The 23,659-nt window shown below is 44.6% G+C and carries 21 protein-coding genes; 19 read left to right on the top strand and 2 right to left on the bottom strand.

Annotated elements, in window-relative coordinates; genetic code table 11:
• The first annotated feature begins 2 nt into the window (after window positions 1-2).
• The 6 genes from I2B62_RS08595 to I2B62_RS08620 all read left to right on the top strand — a co-directional run bounded on the left by I2B62_RS08595 (window position 3) and on the right by I2B62_RS08620 (window position 8,171).
• Entirely contained in the window at window positions 3-1,445 is a 1,443-nt protein-coding gene (locus tag I2B62_RS08595; RefSeq protein WP_195268563.1) for a trimethylamine methyltransferase family protein, read from the top strand.
• Window positions 1,446-1,537: 92 nt separating this feature from the next.
• The gene (locus I2B62_RS08600) at window positions 1,538-2,989 is read left to right on the top strand and encodes a sigma 54-interacting transcriptional regulator (protein WP_195268564.1); all 1,452 of its coding nucleotides are present in this window, start codon (window positions 1,538-1,540) and stop codon (window positions 2,987-2,989) included.
• Window positions 2,990-3,012: 23 nt separating this feature from the next.
• Window positions 3,013-4,452, top strand: coding sequence for a trimethylamine methyltransferase family protein (locus I2B62_RS08605; RefSeq protein ID WP_195268565.1), 1,440 nt, complete (start codon window positions 3,013-3,015; stop codon window positions 4,450-4,452).
• 22 nt (window positions 4,453-4,474) lie between these two features.
• Window positions 4,475-5,908: a trimethylamine methyltransferase family protein gene (locus tag I2B62_RS08610; protein WP_195268914.1), complete on the top strand. Its 1,434-nt coding sequence runs from the start codon at window positions 4,475-4,477 to the stop codon at window positions 5,906-5,908.
• Window positions 5,909-5,968: 60 nt separating this feature from the next.
• Window positions 5,969-7,549, top strand: a complete 1,581-nt coding sequence (locus I2B62_RS08615; RefSeq protein ID WP_195268566.1) for a BCCT family transporter — start codon at window positions 5,969-5,971, stop codon at window positions 7,547-7,549.
• Between the two features lie 214 nt (window positions 7,550-7,763).
• On the top strand, window positions 7,764-8,171 hold the full coding sequence (locus I2B62_RS08620; RefSeq protein WP_195268567.1) for a hypothetical protein: 408 nt from the start codon (window positions 7,764-7,766) through the stop codon (window positions 8,169-8,171).
• A gap of 15 nt (window positions 8,172-8,186) precedes the next feature.
• Here I2B62_RS08620 and I2B62_RS08625 read toward each other — a convergent pair whose 3' ends face one another.
• Together I2B62_RS08625 and upp are read right to left on the bottom strand one after the other, a co-directional pair.
• On the bottom strand, window positions 8,187-9,533 hold the full coding sequence (locus I2B62_RS08625) for an APC family permease (RefSeq protein WP_195268568.1): 1,347 nt from the start codon (window positions 9,531-9,533) through the stop codon (window positions 8,187-8,189).
• 18 nt (window positions 9,534-9,551) lie between these two features.
• On the bottom strand, window positions 9,552-10,181 hold the full coding sequence (upp, locus tag I2B62_RS08630; RefSeq protein WP_195268569.1) for a uracil phosphoribosyltransferase: 630 nt from the start codon (window positions 10,179-10,181) through the stop codon (window positions 9,552-9,554).
• Window positions 10,182-10,377: 196 nt separating this feature from the next.
• Here upp and I2B62_RS08635 point away from each other — a divergent pair, with 196 nt between their 5' ends.
• From I2B62_RS08635 to I2B62_RS08695, 13 genes are all read left to right on the top strand, one after another.
• Window positions 10,378-10,629 (top strand): glutaredoxin domain-containing protein, encoded by a 252-nt coding sequence (locus I2B62_RS08635; protein WP_195268570.1) that lies wholly within the window; start codon window positions 10,378-10,380, stop codon window positions 10,627-10,629.
• A gap of 39 nt (window positions 10,630-10,668) precedes the next feature.
• Window positions 10,669-10,887 (top strand): PC4/YdbC family ssDNA-binding protein, encoded by a 219-nt coding sequence (locus I2B62_RS08640; protein WP_195268571.1) that lies wholly within the window; start codon window positions 10,669-10,671, stop codon window positions 10,885-10,887.
• Window positions 10,888-11,371: 484 nt separating this feature from the next.
• Entirely contained in the window at window positions 11,372-12,802 is a 1,431-nt protein-coding gene (locus I2B62_RS08645) for a hypothetical protein (protein WP_195268572.1), read from the top strand.
• A 282-nt stretch (window positions 12,803-13,084) separates the two neighbouring features.
• Window positions 13,085-14,221, top strand: coding sequence for a DegT/DnrJ/EryC1/StrS family aminotransferase (locus tag I2B62_RS08650; protein ID WP_195268573.1), 1,137 nt, complete (start codon window positions 13,085-13,087; stop codon window positions 14,219-14,221).
• Window positions 14,222-14,282: 61 nt separating this feature from the next.
• Window positions 14,283-14,960 carry a sugar transferase gene (locus tag I2B62_RS08655; RefSeq protein WP_207735977.1) on the top strand — a complete coding sequence of 226 codons (678 nt, stop codon included), beginning with the start codon at window positions 14,283-14,285 and terminating at the stop codon, window positions 14,958-14,960.
• Window positions 14,961-14,962: 2 nt separating this feature from the next.
• Window positions 14,963-16,195, top strand: a complete 1,233-nt coding sequence (locus I2B62_RS08660; protein WP_195268574.1) for a glycosyltransferase family 4 protein — start codon at window positions 14,963-14,965, stop codon at window positions 16,193-16,195.
• A gap of 8 nt (window positions 16,196-16,203) precedes the next feature.
• On the top strand, window positions 16,204-17,523 hold the full coding sequence (locus I2B62_RS08665) for a nucleotide sugar dehydrogenase (protein ID WP_207735978.1): 1,320 nt from the start codon (window positions 16,204-16,206) through the stop codon (window positions 17,521-17,523).
• A 17-nt stretch (window positions 17,524-17,540) separates the two neighbouring features.
• Window positions 17,541-18,623 carry a Gfo/Idh/MocA family oxidoreductase gene (locus I2B62_RS08670; protein ID WP_195268575.1) on the top strand — a complete coding sequence of 361 codons (1,083 nt, stop codon included), beginning with the start codon at window positions 17,541-17,543 and terminating at the stop codon, window positions 18,621-18,623.
• The gene (locus tag I2B62_RS08675) at window positions 18,623-19,192 is read left to right on the top strand and encodes an acyltransferase (protein WP_195268576.1); all 570 of its coding nucleotides are present in this window, start codon (window positions 18,623-18,625) and stop codon (window positions 19,190-19,192) included. The genes I2B62_RS08670 and I2B62_RS08675 overlap by 1 nt, the downstream gene beginning before the upstream one ends.
• A gap of 3 nt (window positions 19,193-19,195) precedes the next feature.
• Window positions 19,196-20,314 (top strand): DegT/DnrJ/EryC1/StrS family aminotransferase, encoded by a 1,119-nt coding sequence (locus I2B62_RS08680; protein ID WP_195268577.1) that lies wholly within the window; start codon window positions 19,196-19,198, stop codon window positions 20,312-20,314.
• Complete coding sequence (locus tag I2B62_RS08685; protein WP_195268578.1) at window positions 20,311-21,447, top strand: hypothetical protein; 1,137 nt, start codon at window positions 20,311-20,313, stop codon at window positions 21,445-21,447. Before I2B62_RS08680 ends, I2B62_RS08685 begins: the two co-directional genes overlap by 4 nt.
• Window position 21,448: 1 nt before the next feature.
• Window positions 21,449-22,672 (top strand): O-antigen ligase family protein, encoded by a 1,224-nt coding sequence (locus tag I2B62_RS08690; RefSeq protein WP_195268579.1) that lies wholly within the window; start codon window positions 21,449-21,451, stop codon window positions 22,670-22,672.
• Window positions 22,669-23,646, top strand: coding sequence for an NAD-dependent 4,6-dehydratase LegB (locus tag I2B62_RS08695; RefSeq protein ID WP_195268580.1), 978 nt, complete (start codon window positions 22,669-22,671; stop codon window positions 23,644-23,646). The genes I2B62_RS08690 and I2B62_RS08695 overlap by 4 nt, the downstream gene beginning before the upstream one ends.
• Window positions 23,647-23,659 lie beyond the last annotated feature (13 nt).

The raw sequence follows: 23,659 nt of genomic DNA on the forward strand, positions 1-23,659 counted from the left end.
AGATGAAAGCCTATGAAAAGTATATTAAGAAGGAAGAAATTGAGACCATACATGAAAAAAGTCTGCATATCTTAAAACATACTGGAATCAAATTTGAGCATCCGGAAGCGCTGGATATTTTTAAAAGAAACGGTGCATCGGTTGAGAATGATACAGTCTATCTGGACGAAAAAATGGTACAAAACGCATTAGAAACAGTACCAGAGAGCTTTACACGGTTTTCGTTAAAGGGAAGCTACGAGGTGGGGCATGGCTCCAGGATTATGCGTCCAGCTGACGGAGCCATCTATTTATCCGAAAACGGCCGCATCCGCAAGATGACAAACGGTGATATTATCAGACAGTTTAAACTGGGTGAGACGAGCAGGGTGGTCAACAGCAACGATGTCAATGGTTTTTTAGAAACAGCGCATTTTAGCAGGGCGCAGAAGATCTTTTCAAATATTGCGATGGCTTTAAAGTACAGCCACACAGCACCTGTGGCCCTTATGCCCAGAACCTTTGCACTTTCCGGGAAAGAGAGCGTGCGGGAAGTCTTTGCCGAGGGAATCCGGCTGGTCAAGCGCTTTGAGGGTGTGGAGGATGATGAAAAATATGTGATCTCCTACGGCGTGAACACCCTGTCCCCGTTATGCTATGACCATGACCCGATCGAGCGCATTTTGGCACATTGCGACGAAAACCAGCCACTTTGGATCAGCCCATGCGGAATGGCGCTCCTGACAGCACCTCCGTCAATCGCGGGAATGATGGCCATGACCAATGCCGAAACGCTGGCGGGGATTGTCCTGACACAGCTTTGCCGGCCAGGGCTGCCAGTCGTCTATGGCAACACCTCGGCAGGCACAAATCTGAGAACCCTGCAGCTGAGCATTGGAGCGCCCGAATCTGCGCTGATCTGTTACGCGACAGCGGGCCTGGCAGACCTTTACCACATGCCCTTCCGGACAGGCGGCGCACTGAGCGACGCAAAGGATTTCGATATTCAGGCCGGCATTGAATCCCAAATGCTCACCTTTGCAACCCTGGACTGCGGCGCCGACCTGATTGCGCACGCCTGCGGTATTATGGGCTCCTTCAATGTCATCAGCTTTGAGAAGTATATCATCGATGAGGAGATAACCGCCATGTGTGACCGCCTGATAAAGGGGATTAACTGCGACGAAAGCCGTTTTTGCATTAAGGAGATTGAAGAAACCGGAGCACGGGGCACTTTTTTAAAGGGCAGAACGCCAAAGATGTACCGGGAAGAGTTCTACCTTCCTGAATTTTTGAATAAGGAAGACCCCAACCAGTGGATGAACAGGGGAGCACCAAGTATTGATGCGCTTTGCCGGGAGGAGGTGGACCGCCGCATCGCGTCTTATGAGGCGCCGGAGATTACAAAGGAACAGGATGCTCTGCTCAGGCCCTATATTCCGGTTGAATATAGGGAAAACATATAGGTAAAGCAGTAATTCTTAACGAAAAAGGCTGTTGTTTTGCCATACCGGTATTTTAGGTTAAAATACCATCACCAAAAATCAAGAGGTGCTTTATGAAAAATGGGAAAACAGATAAAAAACTAATGCCGGCAGAATGCCTTGAAAAAATTGAGGATTTCTGCGTGCTGGTGGTCGATAAAAACAAAAAAATTATTGCTTATTCAAAGGGCTGTGAGCGCATTGAGGAAATGAAAAGAGAGGATGCCATCGGCAAAAGTCCAAATGAAATCTATGAGCCGAATGACCCGGATAAAACCATCAGCCGGAGTGATGAAAACCGCTCTTTGCTCCTGAATACCCTGAAAGACGGCCGCTGCTATAAAGATACTTTCTCTTACTATAAAACCCAGAATGGCAAGGAGTGCACCGTGCTTTTCAACTCTTTTCCTGTTTTTGATGAAAATGGAAATATTGAAATGAGTGTGGGCACGTACCGCGAAATATCGGAGTATTTTAATTTAATTGACACGATCAATAAAAAAAATCACGATAGCGGCACATTGAGCGCCGCGAAGCTGCACAATAACACGCAGTATACCTTTGAGGATATTATCGGGGAAAGCAATGAGATGAAGCAGTGTATCGAAAAGGCCAAGCTGGCCGGAATAACGGATGTCCCCATCATGATATCCGGAGCCACAGGAACGGGAAAAGAGGTTTTTGCTCAGAGTATTCATAACATCAGTGATCAGAAAAAGAATCATTTTGTGGCTGTTAATTGCAGCGCAATTCCGGAAAACCTGTTGGAGAGCACGCTGTTTGGCGTGAGAAGCGGCTCCTTTACCGGGGCAAAGGAGCGAAAGGGCCTTTTTGAGGAGGCCGAAGGCGGGACGCTTTTTCTGGACGAGCTGAACTCGATGAATATCAGCATTCAATCCAAGCTGCTGAGGGTGCTGGAGGAAAAAAGATTTAGAAGGGTTGGCGGGAATAAGGAGATTTTTGAGGATGTCCGTATCATCGCGGCGATTAATCAGGATCCCCTCGAGGCCATCCAGGATAACCGCCTGCGGTCAGACCTTTACTACCGTCTCAGTGTTTTTAATATCCAACTGCCGCCATTAAAAAATCGAAAGGAGGATATCATTGCGCTCTCAAACCATTATATTTCTGAGGTGGCGGGATTTTTGGGAAAAAAGGTCAACAGCCTGTCCAAGACAAGCCGGAAAATCCTGCTGAAGCATGACTGGCCGGGAAATATAAGAGAGCTGCGGCACGTTATTACACAAAGCCTGTACTTGGCAGGGACGGACTGCTACGCCCTGGAAAGCTCATGTCTGCCCGAATACCTGCTGGACCGCTACAGGCAGATAGACGAAAAACAAACAGAATGCCTGAACCTGGGCGGCAATAAAAATCTCAGGGAGATGGTCGATAATTTTGAAAAGGAAACGATTATAAAGGCGTTAAAGCAGAATAATCATAACATTACCCAGGCGGCAAGGCTCTTGAATATTTCAAGACAGAATTTACAAAATAAAATGAGAAAATATAAAATATCGGGATAATTATCCAGACAGGAGAAATCAAAATGAAAAGCTATGAACGTTTTATATCCAAAGAAGAAATTGAAAAAATCCACGAATATTCCTTGAAAATTTTATCCGAAATCGGTATGCGCTTTGAGCATGAGGGAGCTCTGGAGGTTTTTAAAAAACACGGCGCCCGTGTGGAGGGGCAGACTGTTTTTATGGATGAAAAAATGGTGACGGAAGCCCTCAAATATGCGAAACGGAGCTTTACGGTAAAATCCTGCAAGGGTGATCTGGAAATTGGCAGCGGTAAACAGTATAACGGCGCCATCGGCGGGAATGTGTACTGTCACCACCCAGACGGTGTTATCCGGAAAATGAGCAATGAGGATACTTTAAACCAGTTTAAGCTTGAGGATACCAGCGAGATGCTGGATTTTGGGACCATCAATTATTTTCAGGACTACTCCAAGGGTTTTACTTTAGAGCAGAAAATATTCAGTAACATTGCGCTGATTTTAAAATACGGACATAAGCCGCTTTTCCTGACCACCGCCAATACCTTTGCGCTGTCGGATAAAAAAGAAATTAAAAAGGCTTTTGAAAAGAGCGTCCAGCTCCTGAACGATTTTGAAGGAAATGACGCAGTGCACAATGTTTATATTTTAAATACCCTGTCGCCGCTTACCATGGATCACGATCCCTTAGAACGGGTATTTGTTCTCTGCGAAGCAAACCAGGGCATTATGTTCGCGCCCTGCGCCATGCCGCTCATGACCGCGCCCCCTTCCATCGCTTCGATGGTGGCCATGACAAACGCCGAGGTACTGGGCGGCTATGTGCTGGCAAAATTATTAAATCCAGAGGTGCCGGTGGTCTACGGCAACACCTCAGGCGCCACCGATATGCGGACGGTTCAGCTTTCAATCGGGGCGCCCGAATGTGCGCTGGTCGTTTACGCAACAGCTGGCCTGGCAGACTACTATGGCCTGCCGTTCAGAACCGGCGGCTCGCTCAGTGACGCAAAAGACGCCGACATTCAGGCCGGGGCCGAATCCATGATGATGATCACGGCCACCCAGGATGTCAACGCCGATATTGTTCTGCACGCCTGCGGCTGCATGGGTTCATTTAACGTGACCGATTTTCGCAAGTTTGTCATTGATGAAGAAATCCAGAGAATGAACCAGCGGCTCTTTGCGGGAATTGACTGCAGCGATGAAAAATTCTGTATGGATACCCTTAAAAAGGTTGGGCCAAGGGGCGCCTTCCTGACAGGCCGCACGCCAAAAATGTACCGCGAAGAGGTCTATCTCGCCAAATACTTCAATAAGGATGACCCGAACCAGTGGCAGAATAAAGGGAGCGTCAGTGTGGTTGATATCGCACAGCGGGAAGTTGAAAAACGCCTGGCTGCCTACAGCGTTCCAGAAATCACAAAAGAGCAGAATGAGCTGCTTCAGCCTTATCTGCCCGATGCCTATAAGGAAATGATCTAAAGTGGGGCGTAAGAAAACAGCAATGAAATCCTATGAAAAGTATATTTCAAAACAGGCGGTCGAGAAAATTCACGAGCAGACACTGCGTATCCTCAATGAGGTTGGCGTAAAGTTTGAAAATCAGGAGGCCTTGGAGGTTTTTAAAAACCACGGGGTCCGAGTGGAAAACGATACGGTGTTTATTGATGAAAAAACACTGATGGATGCCCTGAAAATAATTCCGTCCCAGTTTATTCTTTCTTCCTTTAAGGGGGATCTGGTAATCGGAGGGGAGCACACGGTTTTCAGGCCGCTTGGCAGCAATATTTATATTCAGACGGGAAAAGAAATAAGAAAAATGGATAACCGGGATATTCTTGACCAGTTTAAGCTGGCGGATACCAGCCCTGTGATCACAGGCTCCCATATTAACCTGCTGGCTGAGACCCAAAATTTTACGCCAGAGCAAAAGGTTTTTGCAAACATGGCGCTGCAGATGAAATATGCCAACAAGCCAACCGTGACCCTTTATCCCAACACCCTGGCGTCTGGAAAAGAAAGCCATCTGAGAACACTGTTTAAGGAAACGATTGAAATCGTCAACCGCTTTGAGGGGAATGACAAATACCATATTTTGCCAATGCTTAATTCTCTGTCGCCCCTTACCTTTGACAATGCGCCCGTCGAAAAGTTGTTTGCGACCTGCGAGGCGAACCAGCCACTGTGGATCGTGCCCTGTGCCATGCCCCTGATGACCGCACCGCCGTCTGTGGCCTCGATGATGGCCATGACAAACGCCGAACAGCTGGCGGGCATCGTGCTGGCCCAGCTTTTGCGGCCGGGTATACCGGTCATTTACGGGAACACCTCGGCCTCCACCAATATGCACACCATTCAGCTGAGCATTGGATCGCCCGAAACCGCCCTTGTCTGCTATGTAACGGCGGGGCTGGCAGACTATTATCATCTGCCCTTCAGAACGGGCGGCGGCCTCAGCGATGCCAAGGATTTCGACGCCCAGTCCGGTATCGAGAGCATGATGATGCTCTACGCGAGCTTAGACTGCGGCTCCAACTTTATCGAGCATGCCTGCGGAACCCTGGGCACCTTTAATGTCATAAATTTTGAAAAGTTTTTGATGGATGAAGAGATCATACAGATGGTCGGGCATCTGCTAAAAGGCGTAAACTGCTCAGAAGAGCGCTTCTGCTTTGAGGAAATTAAGAGTACAGGCGCCAGAGGGACGTTCTTAAAAGGCCGGACACCGAAAATGTACCGGGAAGAATTCTACCAGTCAAAATACATGAATAAGGAAGACCCAAACCAATGGCAAAACAGCGGATCAAAATCTTTAAGGGTGACCATGGAGCCCGCTGTCAAAAAGCGGCTGGAGAGCTACCAGCCACCGCAGATTTCACAGGATCGTTTATCTGTCATTGAGCCATATATTCCTGAATGCTACAAGGCGGGTATATAAATTTGTAAAGCAGAGACAGAAAGCGTCTCTGCTTTTTTACGGAACAGGAGAAAAATCATTATGGATAAAAAAAATCAACTGTCAAAAATGGTCAACTGGCATGTACTGTTGATTTCCGGAGCTGCGCTTATTTTCTTCGTGGCCTTTGCCTGCGTCGCGCCGGATATCTTTTCAAGCACTGCCAATGCCGCCCTTGCTTTTGTGCTCAAAAATTTCACGTGGTTTATTACCATTACAGCCTTTTCGGCCATTATATTCTGCCTGTGGGCTGGTTTTAGTAAATATGGAAAAATACGGCTGGGCGGCCCGGAGGCAGAGCCGAAAATGAATAAATTCGTCTGGTTTGCGGTCGCGCTGACCTCGGGAATCGCAGTGGGGATTAATTACTACGGCGTCTATGAGCCGATCCAGTTTATATACAATCCACCACCGTTTCTGGGCGCTGCGCCTTTGTCCAGCACCGCCATTTTGGGCTCGTTAAAATACACCTTCCTGCACTGGTGCATTCATCCCTACTCGATATATACAGCCGCAGGACTGTGCGTTGTCTTTCTGATCTATAACAGCAGGAAAGACTACCGGGTTTGCACTGCGTTGTACCCCCTGGCGGGCGATAAAATATACGGAATGGCCGGAAATGTGGTGGATGCCCTTGTTATTTTTGCGATTATCGGGGGCATCGCAACCTCTCTCGGATTCGCCACACTTCAGATCGCCCGGGGCTTGGATATCATTATGGGATTTACAAGTAATCTGTACAGCTGGGTGATAATCATCGCTGTGATCACCGTGTTCTATACTTTATCCAGTATCTCCGGCCTGCATAAGGGCATTACCTATATCAGCAATCTGAACACGCTGCTTTACTTTTTTGTCCTGGTTTTCGCCTTTATAGCCGTGGATCCCGTGGGCGTAATGGAATTAACCATCACAGCCATCGGCCAGTATTTTAATGATTTTGTAAATCTGTCCCTGTTTCTTGACCCCATTGAGAAAACAGGGTGGATCGGGGCCAACAATGTGTTCTTTAACACCTGGTGGATGGTTTTTGCGCCTTTGATCGGTCTGTTTTTAGTCAAGCTGGCCTATGGGCGCACCATACGTGAATTTGTGGTCGTCAACCTCATTGCGCCAGTGGTGTTTTCCTTTGCCTGGTTTGGTATTTTTGGCGGCGGCAGCATTATACTTGAAAAGTTTTACGGCGCCAATATCGGTGAGCTCATCGAGCAGACCGGGTCAGACATGGCCCTGTACGCTTTCTTTAAGCAGCTGCCGTGGAACGCGGTCATGAATGTGGTGGCCCTTGTCATTGTAATACTATCCTTTGTCACTTTGGCGGAATCTATGACCATGTCCATCTCCGCCATGTCGATGCGCCAGTTTAAGGACGCGACCGGGGAGGCCTCGCCGCCCCGCAGTATCAGTATCTTCTGGGGGAGCATCATGGCGGTAACCGCCGCGGTTCTGCTGGTCACGGGAGGGACAGTGGCCTTGCAGACAGCCTCCATTGTATGCGGTCTGCCCATTGCGGTTTTAATGGTGTTTATGATGGCTTCTTATTGCCGCACCATGAAGCACCTGTGTTTATACGATGAATACAGTAAAGGAAATCTGGAGGTTTATAAAAAAGAGGCACGATAATCTTTGATTTTACAGAAAAGATAAATCTTTCTTTAAAGCTTTCATGCTAAAATAGAATCATCAAAAAAAGGAGACCCCCGGCCACTTTGGCGCTGACCGGGGATTTGAGAGGAGTAAAAAATTAATTTATATAAAAGGAGACCGGTGTGGTTTCCCTGCCAGAAAGATATATACCCGTGATTTTTTAAAACTAACATAAAAGGAGAAAAAAAGAATGACAATTTTTGATGATTTGGGAAAAACCCTGAACGATGTGGCCGCCGCGACCGCGGACATGCTGGGTGACCTGGCTGAAACCGCCAAGGTGAAAACCACCATCGTATCCGAAAAGCACGAGATGGAAACGCTTTTGGCCGAGCTGGGCAGAACCGTGTATGATGCCCGGAAGGATAACCTGGCAGAAGACAGCGACGACCCTTCCGATGTGCTGTGCCGCAAAATTTTAGAAAAAGAAGAAAAGATTGCAGAGCTTGAAGCCAGGGAAGAAGAAATGAAAGCTAAAGAAGAAGCAAAGGAAGAAGCCGGGAAAGCCGCCGAAGATACAGAAGAAGAAGCCGTTTCCGACGCGGAAGTAACCGAGGAAGAGGAAACCGAAGATAAAGACGGTTCAAAAGACGAATAAGAAAAAGCGCAGGCATCAGACCTGCGCTTTTGTGATTTTTTGATAGTAGACCATGCCGGCAGCCAGAAAGACCAGACAGATGGCAATGTACAGAATAAACAATGGGCTCTGCAGACCACCCGAGAAGATGATCAGAGAACCAACCGCTGCCAGAACCGGGCACAGAATACCTCTGAAAGCCCCAATCTGCCGTTTCTGGCCCAGTTTAAACACCTGGTAGTACAGGGGAAGGTAAAGCAGGTAAGAGACCACAATGGCGATTTCTGACACATCGGAGTTGGTCAGCAGTCCAAAGCGCTGGGTGAAGTAGTGGACCACAAACCAGCAGGCGACAATCAGGTAAGAGGCAATGGTCGAGTTGAGCGGAAAATCCGACTTTGGCGTCAGGGCTTTCAGCTTATCCGCCCCGGGAATCATTTTCTGAAGCGCCAGGGAATAGGGCATCTGAGAAATCCCCATGACCAGGCCATTTAAGCCGCCGAGCACAGAGATTAAAACAAAGAAGCCGATCAGCTTGGCGCCAAAGGGGCCAAAGACCATGGCGGCCGCCTTGTCCAGATGCGCGTCGCCCAGCTGCATGATGGCCGGCGCGCCCAGCAGGTTGGTGACCCCTACAAAGTAGAGGATATACATGAGCAGGATGAACAGCGGGCTGATCACCAGCGCGATGGGCAGGTTCCGCCGGCTGTTTTTGATCTCATGGGCCACCGAGGTGGAGATGATCCATCCGTCAAAGGAGAAAGCCACTGACGGGATGGCCATAATCCAGGAGGCGTGAAGCATTCCGGTGGCCGGGGCCGGCATGGCGACTGCGGCTGTTTCCGTATTGCCATGAAGCAGGCCCGCCACCGCAATGATCAGCAGGGGAATCAGCTTGATGATGGTCGCGGCGTTCTGGAAAAGGCCGGCAAGCCTGGCTGAAAGCATATTCATGAGGTATAAGCCTGTCAGCAGGCCGAAGCCTACCAGGCACTGAAGCTCCAGAGAGGCATTGATGCCCATGAAAATACAAAAGTAAATGCCCGAAACCCAGGATAACACTACGGTGATGGTTGGCAGATAGACAAAGGTTTGAAACCAGCCGTAGGCTGATCCGGCCATGGGGCTGATGAAAACCCGGGCATAGGTGAGTACGCCGCCGGGCTCGTCGGTCCGGGAGGCCAGCTCCGCGACGGTCAGGCTCCCAAAGATAATGCTGACCGCCGCAAAGCAGAAAATGATCACACCCAGAACAACATTGCCGCCAGTGGCAATTAATATATTATCGCTTTTAAAAAAAATACCGGAACCGATGACGATTCCGATAATCATGGCAATGGCTGTAAACAGTCCATAACGTTTTTTGATTGTGTCTGTTGTCATGGTAACAGACCTCCTGTCCTATTTAGTCCCGAAGAGGCGGTCTCCCGCATCGCCAAGGCCTGGAACAATATAGGAATGCTCGTTCAGTCCCTCGTCGATACAAGCACAATAAATAGGTACCTCGGGGTGTTTTGCTTGTACTGCCTTTATACCCTCCGGAGAAGCTAAAATAACAACCAACTTAATATTTTTGCAACCCGCATCCTTTAAAATGTCAATGGTGTGAACCGAAGAAACACCAGTGGCCAGCATGGGATCCGTGATAATGGCCTCACGCTCCGCGATGTCTGTGGGCAGCTTGCGGTAGTATTCCACCGCCTCCAGGGTTTCGGGATCGCGGAATAAACCGATATGGCCGATCTTGGCATTGGGGATAACATGGGTAAAGCCCTCAACCATACCTAGGCCCGCGCGCAGAATCGGCACGATGACCACATCCTTATCCGCCAGCACCTGCTTGGTGGTTTTGCAGATCGGCGTTTGGATCTCAATATCCTTGAGGGGAAAGCTTCTGGTGACCTCATAGGCCATGAGGGTGGCCAGCTCCTTTACCAGCTCTCTGAAATCCTTGGGGGGTGTGTCCTCCATGCGCAGCAGAGTCAGCTTATGGGTGACCAGTGGATGGTCGATGGTAGTTACTTCATTCATAAAAAAACTCCTTTGTCTTGTTTGCTAAACATTATCATACATTAAAAAAAGCTGAAAGGCCATTGTTTTTTACTTTTAATTCTTGACACTTCGCCAGAATAAGGTAAAATGGTAAAGAAAAGGACCGATATTATCAAAGCTTGAATAAAAATAGCGAATCAGGATATAAACATAAGAAACGGAAGGAAGTTTGATTATGAAAGAAATTAGATTATATACCTGGCCCCACTGTCCATTTTGCAATAACGCAAAGCGATTGTTAGACCAAAAGGGGCTGGCCTATAAGGATGTTGATATTTATGGCAACAATGAGATGAAGCAGGCGCTGGCCGAAAAGACCGGACAGTACACGGTTCCCTTTATTTTTGTCGACGAAAAGTTTATTGGTGGTTATACCGAGCTGGCCGAGCTTGATAATAAGGGCGATTTTGATAAAATGCTCGCATAAGCGGGATAAGATAAATAATTAAAAGGAAGAAGAGGAAGTATGGCATTTTCGTTTAAAGTAGTAGAAGAAGTTGGAGTGTTATCCGAAGGAGCAAACGGCTGGCAGAAGGAATTAAACCTGGTCAGCTGGAACGACCGCGAACCCAAATACGATATTCGTGAATGGGACGCAAACCATGAAAAAATGCGCAAAGGCGTCACCCTGACCATCGATGAGGTGGTAGAGCTGCGCAACATTTTGAATGAATTAGAACTTTAATTTTATTAGAAAAACGAATAAAAAAAGAAAAAACGGACTCGAGAGGGTCCGTTTTTTATGTTGCTTTTAGGTAGAAAAGGTTCGTGGACTGTTGGTAGTCTGCGAACTTTTTTTGATTTTTCATTTAAGAAAATGATTTGTTTTTCAACTGCGTGATTTATTATAACATTCCCTCATGAAAAATGCACCCCTTTTTTGAAAAATTTAAATAATTTTCTTTAAAATCACTTTTATGTTTATATTTTAACGATAAACCATTATTTTCTTTATTTTTTGTTTTTTTGCAGACTGGTCAAAATCTGGTCAGTTTTCTTCTATATATAATAAGGTAAAATCTGCATTTCTAAAATTTCAAATTAAAAAAATATTTTTTCCAATCTGGTCAACGATCTGGTCAGAACTTTTCATAATGTACATATATGCGCTCTTTCCGGGATTTTATTCGCAGACTACCAACAGTCCACGAATAAAAGTGAGGTCAGTTATGAGTGCGGGATACGCTATCACGACGTACAAAATACAGCTGAATTACAAGCATTTAGACTGGTTTAAACAAACCCAGGCCCTCTTTGACAACGTCCTGGCGTTCTACTATCAGCTTCTCGAGAAACAGCCCGAAGCCCTCAGCCTCACCAACCAGAATTTACTGCGTCATTTAGAACTGCAGACCATAAAACAGCGGGACGGCACTTTGCCAAAAACGCCGCTGCCCTTTGAGAAAATCCCCCTGTACTTCCGGCGCGCGGCCATCAATGCCGCCATCAGCATGTACCGGAGTTACACAAGCAAGCTCAGGGACTGGGAAGCGGGTCAAGAAAAACAAATGGAGAATGAAGAATTGAGAGTTGAGAATTCAGGAACAGAATCGCAAAGCGATTCTGGATTGAATCAAATCGGCAAAGCCGATTTGTTCCAATATTCTCCATTGTCCATTCTCAATTCTCCATTGAAAAAAGGCCGGCCTTCCAGGCCGCGACGTCTCCACATGTCCATGCTCTACTACAAAGGCATGTACAAAGACTTTGACGAAAAAAGCATCATGCTCAAGCTCTACACCGGCAAAGCCTGGGCCTGGGTCAAACACCGGTATACCGGCAGACCCTTTCCAGAAAACGCCGAGCGCATGAGCCCGACCATTGTCACCAAAAAGAAAAAAGTCATGCTCCACATCCCCGTTAAAGAGATCGTGGAAGACAGCCGGACCGCCAAAGAGCGTGTGCAGCAAAACGAAAAGTTTGTCGCCGTGGCCTTAACCGGTTCCGACACCCTCGCGGTTTGTACTACCATTCAAGCAGACGGTCGTGCCACCGCCCCATATTTCATCAAGGGCGGAAAAGAACTGGCCCACCGTAGGAAGCTGCTTTTAGGGTATACCAAACGCGGCATTGCCGGGAACAACGCCCCCAGGCTTATGACACAGCCTATAGGGAACGACGCCCTCGTCGTTCCGCAAGAGCATCGGCCAAACAAAAAATACTACGAAAAAATCACCCGCGTCACCGACCATTACGCCCATGAGGTATCGAGGGAAATCGTCGATTACGCCATCAAACAGGGCGCAAAACTCATCGTCCTGCCCGAGCTCAAAGAAAGCTTCGACCAGGCGAAAAAGCCCTATCTGGGCAAAAGTCCCTACGACTTTATTGGAAGGCGCATCGCCCGCTACGTTCAGTATAAAGCCTGGCAGAAAGGCCTGGTCGCCATGACCAGTAAGCCCTACTACGCCAGTACCCGGTGTTACTACTGCGGCGCATCCATTGCCAAGCACAACACCGAGTACCAGAACCCCAGCCCCAATTTCTACGGCGGCAAGAACTTTGTCTGTAAAGAAGGCCACAAGGGGAGTACAGCGCTGAACAGTGCTAGGAATCTGGGAAAAGGGTTTTATGAGCGGTTTTATACGGGTGTGGCTTGATAGAAAGAATAAGAAAGTAATTGTAAATATATTATCTAAATCCTGTGGAGAAATCCATAGGTGTACTTTTCGTCTATAGGGCCAAGAGTACAGGCTTAGCACCGCCTGTTTTTATTTCGCGTCGCATTGTGGTTGTTTTTTCCTTATATATTAAAGAAAGCAACCGCAATGCGATGAAAGTAGAGATTAAAGGATCATTTTTGATCATGAGTGCTACGAGTTTTAAATTATTAATGAATTGTAGGGAACGCTGCCCTCGGCGTTCCGCAAAAAGGAACTACCATGGAAAAACAAGAAAAAATCTATCTCGCCTCTCCCCACATGGGTGGCGAGGAAATGAAATACATACAGGAAGCATTTGACACCAACTGGATCGCCCCCCTGGGCAAAAATGTCAACCAGTTCGAAAAAGAAATGGCAGATTATGTGGGACTTAAAGCAGGAGCAGCCTTATCCGCCGGAACAGCCGCCCTGCACCTCGGCTTAAAAGCACTGGGAGTAGGGGAAGAAGATGTAGTCTTCTGCTCCAGTCTGACCTTCTCAGCCAGCGCCAACCCCATTATCTACCTGGGCGCAAAGCCCGTTTTTATTGACAGCGAACCCGAAACCTGGAATATGAGCCCAGTAGCCTTAGAAAAAGCTTATGAACAATATCCTAATCCCAAAGCCGTGATCATTGTGGATTTATACGGCCAGGCCGCCGATTATGAAAACCTGTCAACCCTCTGTAAAGTCCACCACACACCAATACTGGAAGACGCCGCCGAAGCCTTAGGCGCGACCTATCAAGGACAGAAATGTGGCACCTTTGGAGACTTATCTGTTCTGTCCTTTAATGGTAATAAGATCATCACCACCTCCGGCGGTGGCATGCTCCTCGGCAATGATGAAGCACTCATTCAGAAAGCCCGCTTCTGGTCCACCCAGTCCAGAGAGAATGAGCGGCATTATGAGCACAAAGAGCTGGGCTACAACTACCGCATGAGCAACATCGTTGCTGGTATCGGAAGGGGACAGTTAAAAGTCCTTGACGAACGAATTGCGAAGAAAAAACAAATCTTTGAGACCTACAAAGAAGCTTTTACGAGCATTGATGCTATCGAAATGATGCCAGTTTCCGATAAAGGCAAACCCAATTACTGGCTCAGCTGCATGACTTTAAAAGAAGGCAGTGCAGTTAAGCCGTTAGATATCATGCTGGCTCTGGAAAAAGAAAACATTGAGTCCCGGCCTGTCTGGAAGCCCATGCACCTGCAGCCTTACTTCAAAGTCTTTGATTTCTTCAGCCATTGTGACCCGGAGAATGAAGGCAGTGTGGCAGAAGATATCTTTAACCGGGGAATCTGCCTGCCGAGCGATACCAAAATGGCCGAGGCAGACCAGCAGCGCATTATCAAAATTGTCAAAAAATTGTTTTAGTTTATAGCAAGCGTGTAGGGAACGACGCCCTCGTCGTTCCGATGAAACACAGAGGTTCAAAATGATCTATCAGAAATACATCAAACGCATACTCGACATCACCCTGTCCGGTGCGGCCATCATCGTGCTGTCACCCGTGATGGGCGTCACCGCCATTCTCGTCAAAAAGAAACTGGGAAGCCCCGTCATCTTCAAACAGAAAAGACCCGGTAAAGACGAAAAAATCTTTACGATGTATAAATTCAGAACCATGACCGATGAGCGGGACGAAAAAGGCGGGTTATTACCCGACAACGTCAGACTGACGAAGTTTGGCAAGATGCTCAGGAGTACTAGCCTTGATGAGCTGCCAGAATTGTTCAATATTTTTAAAGGGGATATGAGTGTTGTGGGTCCACGACCGCAACTTATAAAAGACCTTGTATTCATGACGCCAGAGCAAAGAAAGAGACAAACCGTCTTACCAGGCTTAACCGGCTGGGCTCAAATTAATGGTCGTAATGATGTGACATGGGAAGATAAGTTTAAATATGATTTAGAGTACCTTGAAAACATGTCTTTCTTTATGGATTGTAAAATCATTATGAAAACAATTTTAAAAGTTTTTGTAAAAGAAGGAATTAATACTGAAGGAATGGATACTGCAGAAGATTTAGGCGATTATCTTTTAAGAGAGAAAAAAATTAATATATCGATTTATAATCGTCTAATAAAGAAAAGCAAAGAAATGGTTCTATAATAATGGAAAAAAACATTTGGATTTTTAATCAACATAATATGCCACCAGAATATGGGCATTTAAATCGACACTATAATTTTGCAAAATACTTAAAAAAGAGGGGATATAATCCAGTAGTTTTTGTTGGCAGTAGTTTACACAATACAGATATGCAAATAGTAGAAAATGGGAAAGTATGTACAGAGTATAAACACTGCGATTTTCCATATGTTTTTGTACGAACATGCCATTATCATGGAAGTATGAAAAAAAGAATCATATCGATGATTCAATATTATCATCGATTATTCAAAGCGACCAAAAACTATGAGAAGCCCGATGTAATTATTGGGTCCTCAGCACATCCTTTGGCAGCACTTGCAGCAATAAAACTATCAAGAAAATATCAGTGTAAAAACATTGTAGAAATAAGAGATTTATGGCCAGAATCTTTGGTTGAATATGGAATTATAAAAAGAAATGGACTTTTATCTAAAATTTTATATATTTGTGAAAAATATCTTTATAAAAAAGCTGACCAACTAGTCTTTACCATGGAAGGTGGAAAAGACTATATTGCTAATCAAGGCTGGCAAGATGATATAGATCTTTTAAAGGTGCATCATATCAATAACGGAATTGATTTAGAAGAATATGAATACAACAAAAGATATGTTATTTATCATGATGCTGATTTGGAGGATACTGGTACTTTTAAGGTTGTGTATATTGGATCAATCCGCAAAGTTAATAATATCGGAATGATCGTAGATGCAGCAAAAGTTCTGAAAAATAAGAGTTCCAAAAATATCAGAATTTTGATTTATGGAGACGGTAATGAGCGTGAAGCGCTGAAAAAGCGTTGTACTGAAGAAAAAATTGAAAACATTGTGTTTAAGGGGTCTGTTGAGAAAAAGTACATTCCTTATATTTTAAGCAAATGCGATCTAAATCTCATGCATGGTGCATCGATAAAGCTTGCGAAATATGGTATGAGTCTTAATAAATCTTTTGATTATCTCGCCAGCGGTTATCCAATTTTATCCGATATAGACGCTCATTATGACTATATTATAAATAATAATGCGGGAAAAAAAGTTGAGTGCAGTTCTGAAAATATTGCAGAGGGAATTCTCTCTTTTTTAAATTTGTCAAAAGATGAGTATGACAGTATCTGTGAAAACGCAAGGAAAACAGCGTTAAAGTACGATTTTAAATATTTAACGGATCAATTAATCGAAATTATTGAAAAGTAGGAATAGAAATGGAAATTAAACAAGAATTAATAAATAAAATCACAAAGAAGCAAATTAAAGTCGGTGTTATCGGCCTAGGCTACGTAGGCCTCCCCCTGGCCGTTGAAAAAGCTAAAGCTGGCTTTAAAACCATCGGTTTCGATGTTCAGGAAGAAAAAGTAAAAATGGTCAATGAAGGCCACAACTATATTGGTGATGTCATTGACGATGACTTAAAAGAATTAGTCAATACTGGAATGCTTTCTGCAACAACAGATTTTTCTTTCATCAAAGATGCGGATTTTATCGCAATTTGCGTGCCAACGCCGCTGGATGAATACCAGCAACCAGATATCAGCTACGTCAAGGCATCAACCGAAGAGGTTGCTAAATACCTGAAAAAAGGAACTATGGTGGTGTTAGAGTCCACGACCTATCCGGGCACCACGGAAGAACTCATTAAACCCATCCTCGAACAGGGTTCGGGTTTAAAATGCGGCGAGGATTTTTATTTAGGCTTTTCACCAGAACGGGTGGACCCTGGCAATGCGGTATATAAGACAAAAAACACTCCTAAAGTGGTTGGAGGTATTGGAAGAGACGCTACCGAGGTCATTGCGGCCATGTACCGGGCAGTGCTGGACGGCGATGTCTACGAGGTATCTTCACCAGCCATTGCTGAGATGGAAAAAATTCTGGAAAATACTTATCGGAATGTCAATATTGGTTTGATTAACGAACTGGCCATCTTATGTGACCGTATGAAGATTAACATCTGGGAAGTGGTTGACGCGGCTAAGACAAAGCCCTATGGCTTCCAGGCCTTTTATCCTGGCCCCGGCTTAGGTGGGCACTGTATCCCGCTTGATCCTTACTACCTGTCATGGAAGGCTCGAGAGTATGGATTCCATACTTCCATGATTGAAAGCTCCATGATGATCAATGACCGGATGCCAGAATACTGCATTGACCGGGCTTCGCGCATTTTAAACAAAGACAAAAAAGCCCTAAACGGCGCGAAGGTCCTTGCGCTAGGTGTGGCCTATAAACAGGACATTGATGACTACCGGGAGAGCCCAGCGTTGAAGGTCATTGAAAATTTTGAAAAAGTGGGAGCGCAGATTGATTTTTATGATCCTTTTATCCCGGAATATAAGTATAAGAACGAGATACACAAAGGCATTGATAAAATTGATGGGGCTGTTATTAAAAATTATGATTTAGTTGTTATTACAACTGCCCACACAAGTGTTGATTACAATATGGTACAACAAAATGCAAAAGCCATCTTCGACACGAAGAATGCATTAAAACAAATTAAGAATAGAGACAATATTGAGTTGTTGTAAAAAACAGGAGTAACCCAATGAACTACGCACTCATCGGCTGTGGCCGCATCGCGACCAACCATATCAAAGCCGTATTAAATAACAACCTGAATCTCGTGGCCGTCTGTGACGTGATTCCCGAGCACATGGAGAGCCTGCTGGCAAAACATGGACTTGAAAAAGACACTGGCATCGCGCGCTACACCGATTATCAGCAGATGATCGAGGCGCATGACCTCGACTTAATCGGCATTGCCACCGAAAGCGGGCTGCACGAGGAGATTGCCCTGTACTGCATTAATCATGGCATTCACGTCATCATCGAAAAGCCCATGGCCATGAGCATTGCCGGGGCTGATGCCATCATCAGGGCGGCAGCAGAAAACAACGTGAAGGTATCCGCCTGCCACCAGAACCGTTTTAACATCGCTGTACAAAAAATGCGGGGCGCGGTGGAAGAAGGCCGTTTTGGCCGAATCTCCCACGGGTCCATCCATGTGCGCTGGAACCGGAACCAGGATTATTACACCCAGGCACCCTGGCGCGGTACCTGGGCCCAGGATGGGGGCTGTCTGATGAACCAGTGCATCCACGGCATCGACCTGCTGCGCTGGATGATGGGGGATGAGATCGACACGGTTTATGGCGTGACCAGGCAGCAGTTTCATGATTATCTGGAGGCAGAGGATATTGGCATGGCCGTGGTCCAGTTTAAAAACGGCGCTGTGGCCACCATTGAAGGCACCACCAACGTTTACCCCCAGAATCTGGAAGAGACCCTGTATCTTTTTGGGGAGAAGGGCACCGTGAAGCTTGGCGGCAAGTCCACCAACGCCATTGACGTCTGGGATCTGGCCGACGCCGATGATCATGAAAGCACTGAAAACAACGGCTTTCACGAAGCGACAAGTAATGTCTACGGCAACGGGCACACCAGCCTTTACCGGGATGTGATGGAAGCCATCGAGCAGGACCGGGCGCCCTATGTGGATGCCCAGGCCGGCAAAAACGCCCTGGAGCTGGTGCTGGCTGTGTACCGATCCGCGGCAGAGGGAAGGCCGTTGAAGCTGCCCCTTGACGCGTGCTGCAGCACAGACTTTGCAGGAAGGTTTGAACGCTGATGGCCGATTATTTTGTACATGAGAGCAGTTATATCGATGATGAGGTCATCATTGGAAAGGGCACTAAAATCTGGCATTTCTGTCATATTCAAAGCGGGGCTGCCATCGGGGCACACTGTTCTTTTGGGCAGAACGTCAATGTGGCCAGCCATGTAAAAATCGGAAACGGCGTCAAGGTACAGAATAATGTCTCCATCTACGAGGGTGTGGAGCTGGAGGACGCCGTATTCTGCGGTCCTTCTATGGTGTTTACCAACGACCTGACACCGCGGGCCGAGTACCCCAAAGGAAGCGCAGGATATAAAAGAACACTTGTCAGAAAAGGTGCGACCATTGGCGCTAACGCTACCGTTGTCTGCGGCCACACCATTGGCCGTTATGCCCTGATCGCCGCAGGGGCAGTGGTCGCCACTGACGTGCCCGATCACGCCCTGATGGCCGGCGTGCCCGCCAGACAGATCGGCTGGGCCTGTGAATGCGGTGCGGTTTTAGACAAAGCACTCAGCTGTCCAGAATGCGGACGCAGCTATACACAGAACGAAAACGGATTAAGTGAGAAACAGAGGTAACCCATGCAATTCAGAGACCTTAAAACCCAATACCACCACCTGAAAAAAGACATCGACGACGCCATCCAGTCCGTGCTTGACAACACGAATTTTATTTCCGGAGCCCCCGTCACCGAGCTGGAGGAGCAGCTGGCCGAATACGTGGGCGTAAAGCATTGCGAAACCTGCGGCAACGGCACCGACGCGCTATCCCTGGTGCTCATGGCCTGGGGCATTGGCCCGGGTGATGCAGTGTTTGTGCCGGATTTCACCTTTTTTGCCTCCGGAGAGGTCGTTGCCCACCAGGGCGCCACGCCCGTGTTTGTAGACGTAGACGAAGATAGTTTTAACATGGATTCCAAAAGGCTCGAAGAAGCTATTCAGGACGTGCTTGCAGAGGGACAACTGACCCCAAAGGTTATCATTGCCGTCGACCTTTTTGGCCTGCCTGCCGATTATCCCAGGATACAGGCCATTGCGGACAAATATGGCCTCAAGGTGCTGGAGGACGGCGCCCAGGGCTTTGGCGGGGCCATAAAAGGCAGACGGGCCTGCAGCTTTGGGGACGCGGCCACCACCTCCTTTTTCCCGGCCAAGCCCTTAGGCTGCTATGGGGACGGCGGCGCTGTTTTTACCAACGACGCCGAGCTGTCTTCCCTCATCAATTCCTACAAGATTCACGGAAAGGGCAGCTTTAAGTATGACAATGTGCGCATTGGCGTCAACTCCAGACTGGACACCCTCCAGGCTGCCATTCTTCAGGTCAAGCTCAGGGCCTTTGCCGATACTGAGCTGGAGGATGTGAACGCCGTGGCAGCCCAGTACACCCAGGCACTGAGCGGCGTGGTCAAAGCACCAGCTGTTCCCGAGGGCTTTTTATCCAGCTGGGCCCAATACACCATCACCCTGTCATCAGCCAGCCAGCGGGACAGGCTGCAGGCGACGCTTAAGGAGCAGGGGATTCCGACCATGATCTATTATCCCAAGCCCATGCATGAGCAGACCGCTTTCAAAGACACGCCCTTTATTAAAGGCAGCTGTCCGGTGACTGAGCGGCTCTGTGGGCAGGTGCTGGCACTGCCCATGCACCCTTACCTGACAGAAGAAATAATTGATAAGATTGTACGAGCGATACTAAAATGAAATACTTTTTAAGTCGAATTTTTAATCAAAATAGAGATATTCAAAATATAGATGTTGATAAAGACAGAGAGTTTTTAAATAAATTTAGTGAACCACATAGTGATACGCAACGTTCACTTTATCAATATTATTGCCAAAGAAGCTGGCAAAGCAGGAAAATAAAGATTTTTACTGATTTAATCGCGTCTTTGTTATATTTGCCTTTGCTAATAGTTTTGATGACTTTTAGTTTACAAAGAATAAAAATAGTATATGAAAACTCTATTTTTTGGAATAAATTAGGTAGTGACATAGTTCCAGAAACGATTCAAAAGAAGTATGCGCCCGCTTTTATCAACGAAAAAGAAATCGGTTTTTTAAAAAAAGAAGATATATTATATATATTTAATATAATAAAGGAAGTTGGCTTTCATCCAATGTTTCTTATGAAGGTAACATTGCGTATTTCTTTTTACAGAAAATTAATAGAAAAATATAGACCTAATTATATAATAGCTACTGCTGAGTATTCTTATACATCTTCAATTTTAACATATTATTGTGAAAAAAATAAAATTAAACATATAAATATAATGCATGGAGAAAAACTGTATGATATAACAGATTCTTTTTTTAGATTTACTAATTCTTATGTTTGGGATAAGCACTATATAAATCTCTTTATAAAGCTACGAGCTGAAAAAAGTCAATTTATCATTGAATTACCAAAGTTAATGACTTTAAAATCCTTTTCTCCTTCCAAAAATAGAATAGACTATAAGATATATTTAGATAGTATTGATGAAGAACAAATTAAAACTCTTAAAATTATTATCGATAGAATTAATAAAAAGAAATTTTCTATTATAATAAGACCTCATCCTATATATACTAATTTAAAATTGCTTAAAAAATATGTCTCAAATATTTATATAGAAGATTTTAGTGAAATTAGTATAGAAGAGTCGCTATTTACTACCAATAATGTTATAGCTAAATATTCTACAGTATTAAATCAAGCCTATCATTTAAATGTGAATGTAGTGATTGATGATATTTCAAATAAAAAGATTTACCAAGCGCTTAAAGATTTAGACTATATCATGTTGAGATACCCACATAAACTACTTTCAAAAATAATTGGACAGGTATAATATGGATTTATATAATAAAAAGTTTAATATTAAGAAAGTAAGTATTAATTTTAGTTTTTATATGATATGGATAATAAATATCCTGATTTCATTACTTACTTTTCTTGATGAAATGGAGTTAAGGACGATAGTTTTTTACTGTTCTTATATTTTTATTATTTTTGGTTTTTTAAATGTTTTATTAGTGAAGAGAAAGGATAGTATTTCTAAAAAAAAGATACGGATACTTTTATTGATTTTAATCTTCAGTTTTCTTTCTATATTAGTTAGTAAAACGATGCTTAATTTAGAAACGTTAAAGGTCTATTATATATTTTTATCTACTTTGTTATTTTTTTACACCTGTTCAGAAATAGAAATTTCAAAATTAATGGTTTCATTTGTGTTGACTATTAATTTGTTTCTATCATTTTTGTACATTCTGGTGTTTTTATTTCAAAAAAAAATTATTTTTTCTGAGGGCATATTAACATTTAATTGGGGTAATCCAAATACCACTGGTCATTGGATATTTTTAGAAATGATCTACTTAATTTTATTTTATTACTATACTAATAAAAAAAGTTTAAAATTTATTTTAGGATTGTGCTCGATTATTCTATTTTATTTTTTATATTTAACGGATGCAAGAATGTCTATAGTAAGTATTTTGGTTTGTATGTTTTTTGCATTAATTGAAAATAAAATGAAAAATATTAAATTAGGCAATTTATTTGTGACCATATGTATTCTAGCACCATTGATAATTCCGATTTGTTTAGTGCTTATATATAAATTTAATATTTTGGAGAATTTTACTTTCCTAGGAAAATCTATTTTTTCAGGTAGAGAAGTTATATGGAGTGTTCTTTTTGAGAACTCAAAAAAGCATCTACTTTTAGGTAATTATAGCAAAATTATAAGTGAAGTAAACGTTGGGATTTCTAAAATTATTACAAGAGATGTATACTTAAGTTTACATAATAGCTATATGGAAGTAATTGGAAGATATGGATATATTACATTTTTTTTATTTTTAGAATATCTTTTTACAATTGTTATAACTATAAATAATAATTGCACATCAAAGACACAAAAAATAGCGTTGTTAGCTTTTTTAATAGCACTCATCAGCGATACAACTGAATCGACGCTTGTATCTGGAGTGGGGACTGTAACTTTATATATCTCAATAGGAACATTAATCATTTTAGCTCGTTATAAAATTGATAGGAGAAATACATGAAACTTCTTATTTCCGGTGCCGACGGTTTCATCGGCAGCCACCTAACCGAAGCAATACTTGAAGCAGGCTACAACGTCAAAGCCTTCGTCTACTACAATTCATTCAACAACTGGGGATGGCTAGACACCCTTCCCAAAGAAAAGCTCAGTCAAATTGAAATCTTTACCGGAGATATCCGTGACCCTAACGGTGTTCGGACTGCCATGAAAGATGTGGACATGGTTTTTCATTTGGCCGCTTTGATCGCCATTCCATTCAGCTATCATTCACCGGATTCTTACGTGGATACAAATATTAAAGGCACGTTAAATGTTCTTCAGGCAGCAAGGGATTTAGAAACCAGCCGTATTTTGGTTACCTCCACTTCTGAAGTCTATGGAACGGCACAATATGTACCCATTGATGAGCACCATCCATTCCAGGGGCAGTCGCCATATTCAGCGACAAAGATTGGTGCAGATCGTCTTGCTGAAAGTTTCTACCGCAGTTTTGACATGCCGATTTCCATCGTTCGCCCCTTTAATACTTATGGACCAAGACAGTCTGCCAGGGCTGTCATTCCTACGATTATTAGTCAGCTTTTAGCTGGTAAAGAGGAGATTAAATTAGGTTCACTTACACCGACCCGGGATTTCAATTTTGTTAAAGACACAGCCAATGGGTTTATCGAAATCGCTAAATCGGATAAAACAATTGGCGAGGAAATTAATATTGCCACACAACAGGAAATCTCTATTGGTGAGCTGGCACAGGAAATCATCGATCAGATTAATCCAAAGGCTAAAATTATCTGTGAAGAGCAGCGGCTCCGGCCAGAAAAAAGTGAGGTCAACCGTTTGTTAGGTTCTAATGAAAAGATTAAGCGTTTGACAAACTGGAGACCGCAATATACTTTTGAACAGGGAATCCAGGAAACCATTGAGTGGATGAAACAGAACATGGATGCTTATAAGACGGATATTTATAACGTGTAGAAAAGAGGAATAC

It is taken from the genome of Eubacterium sp. 1001713B170207_170306_E7 (assembly GCF_015547515.1).
Taxonomy (GTDB): domain Bacteria; phylum Bacillota; class Clostridia; order Eubacteriales; family Eubacteriaceae; genus Eubacterium.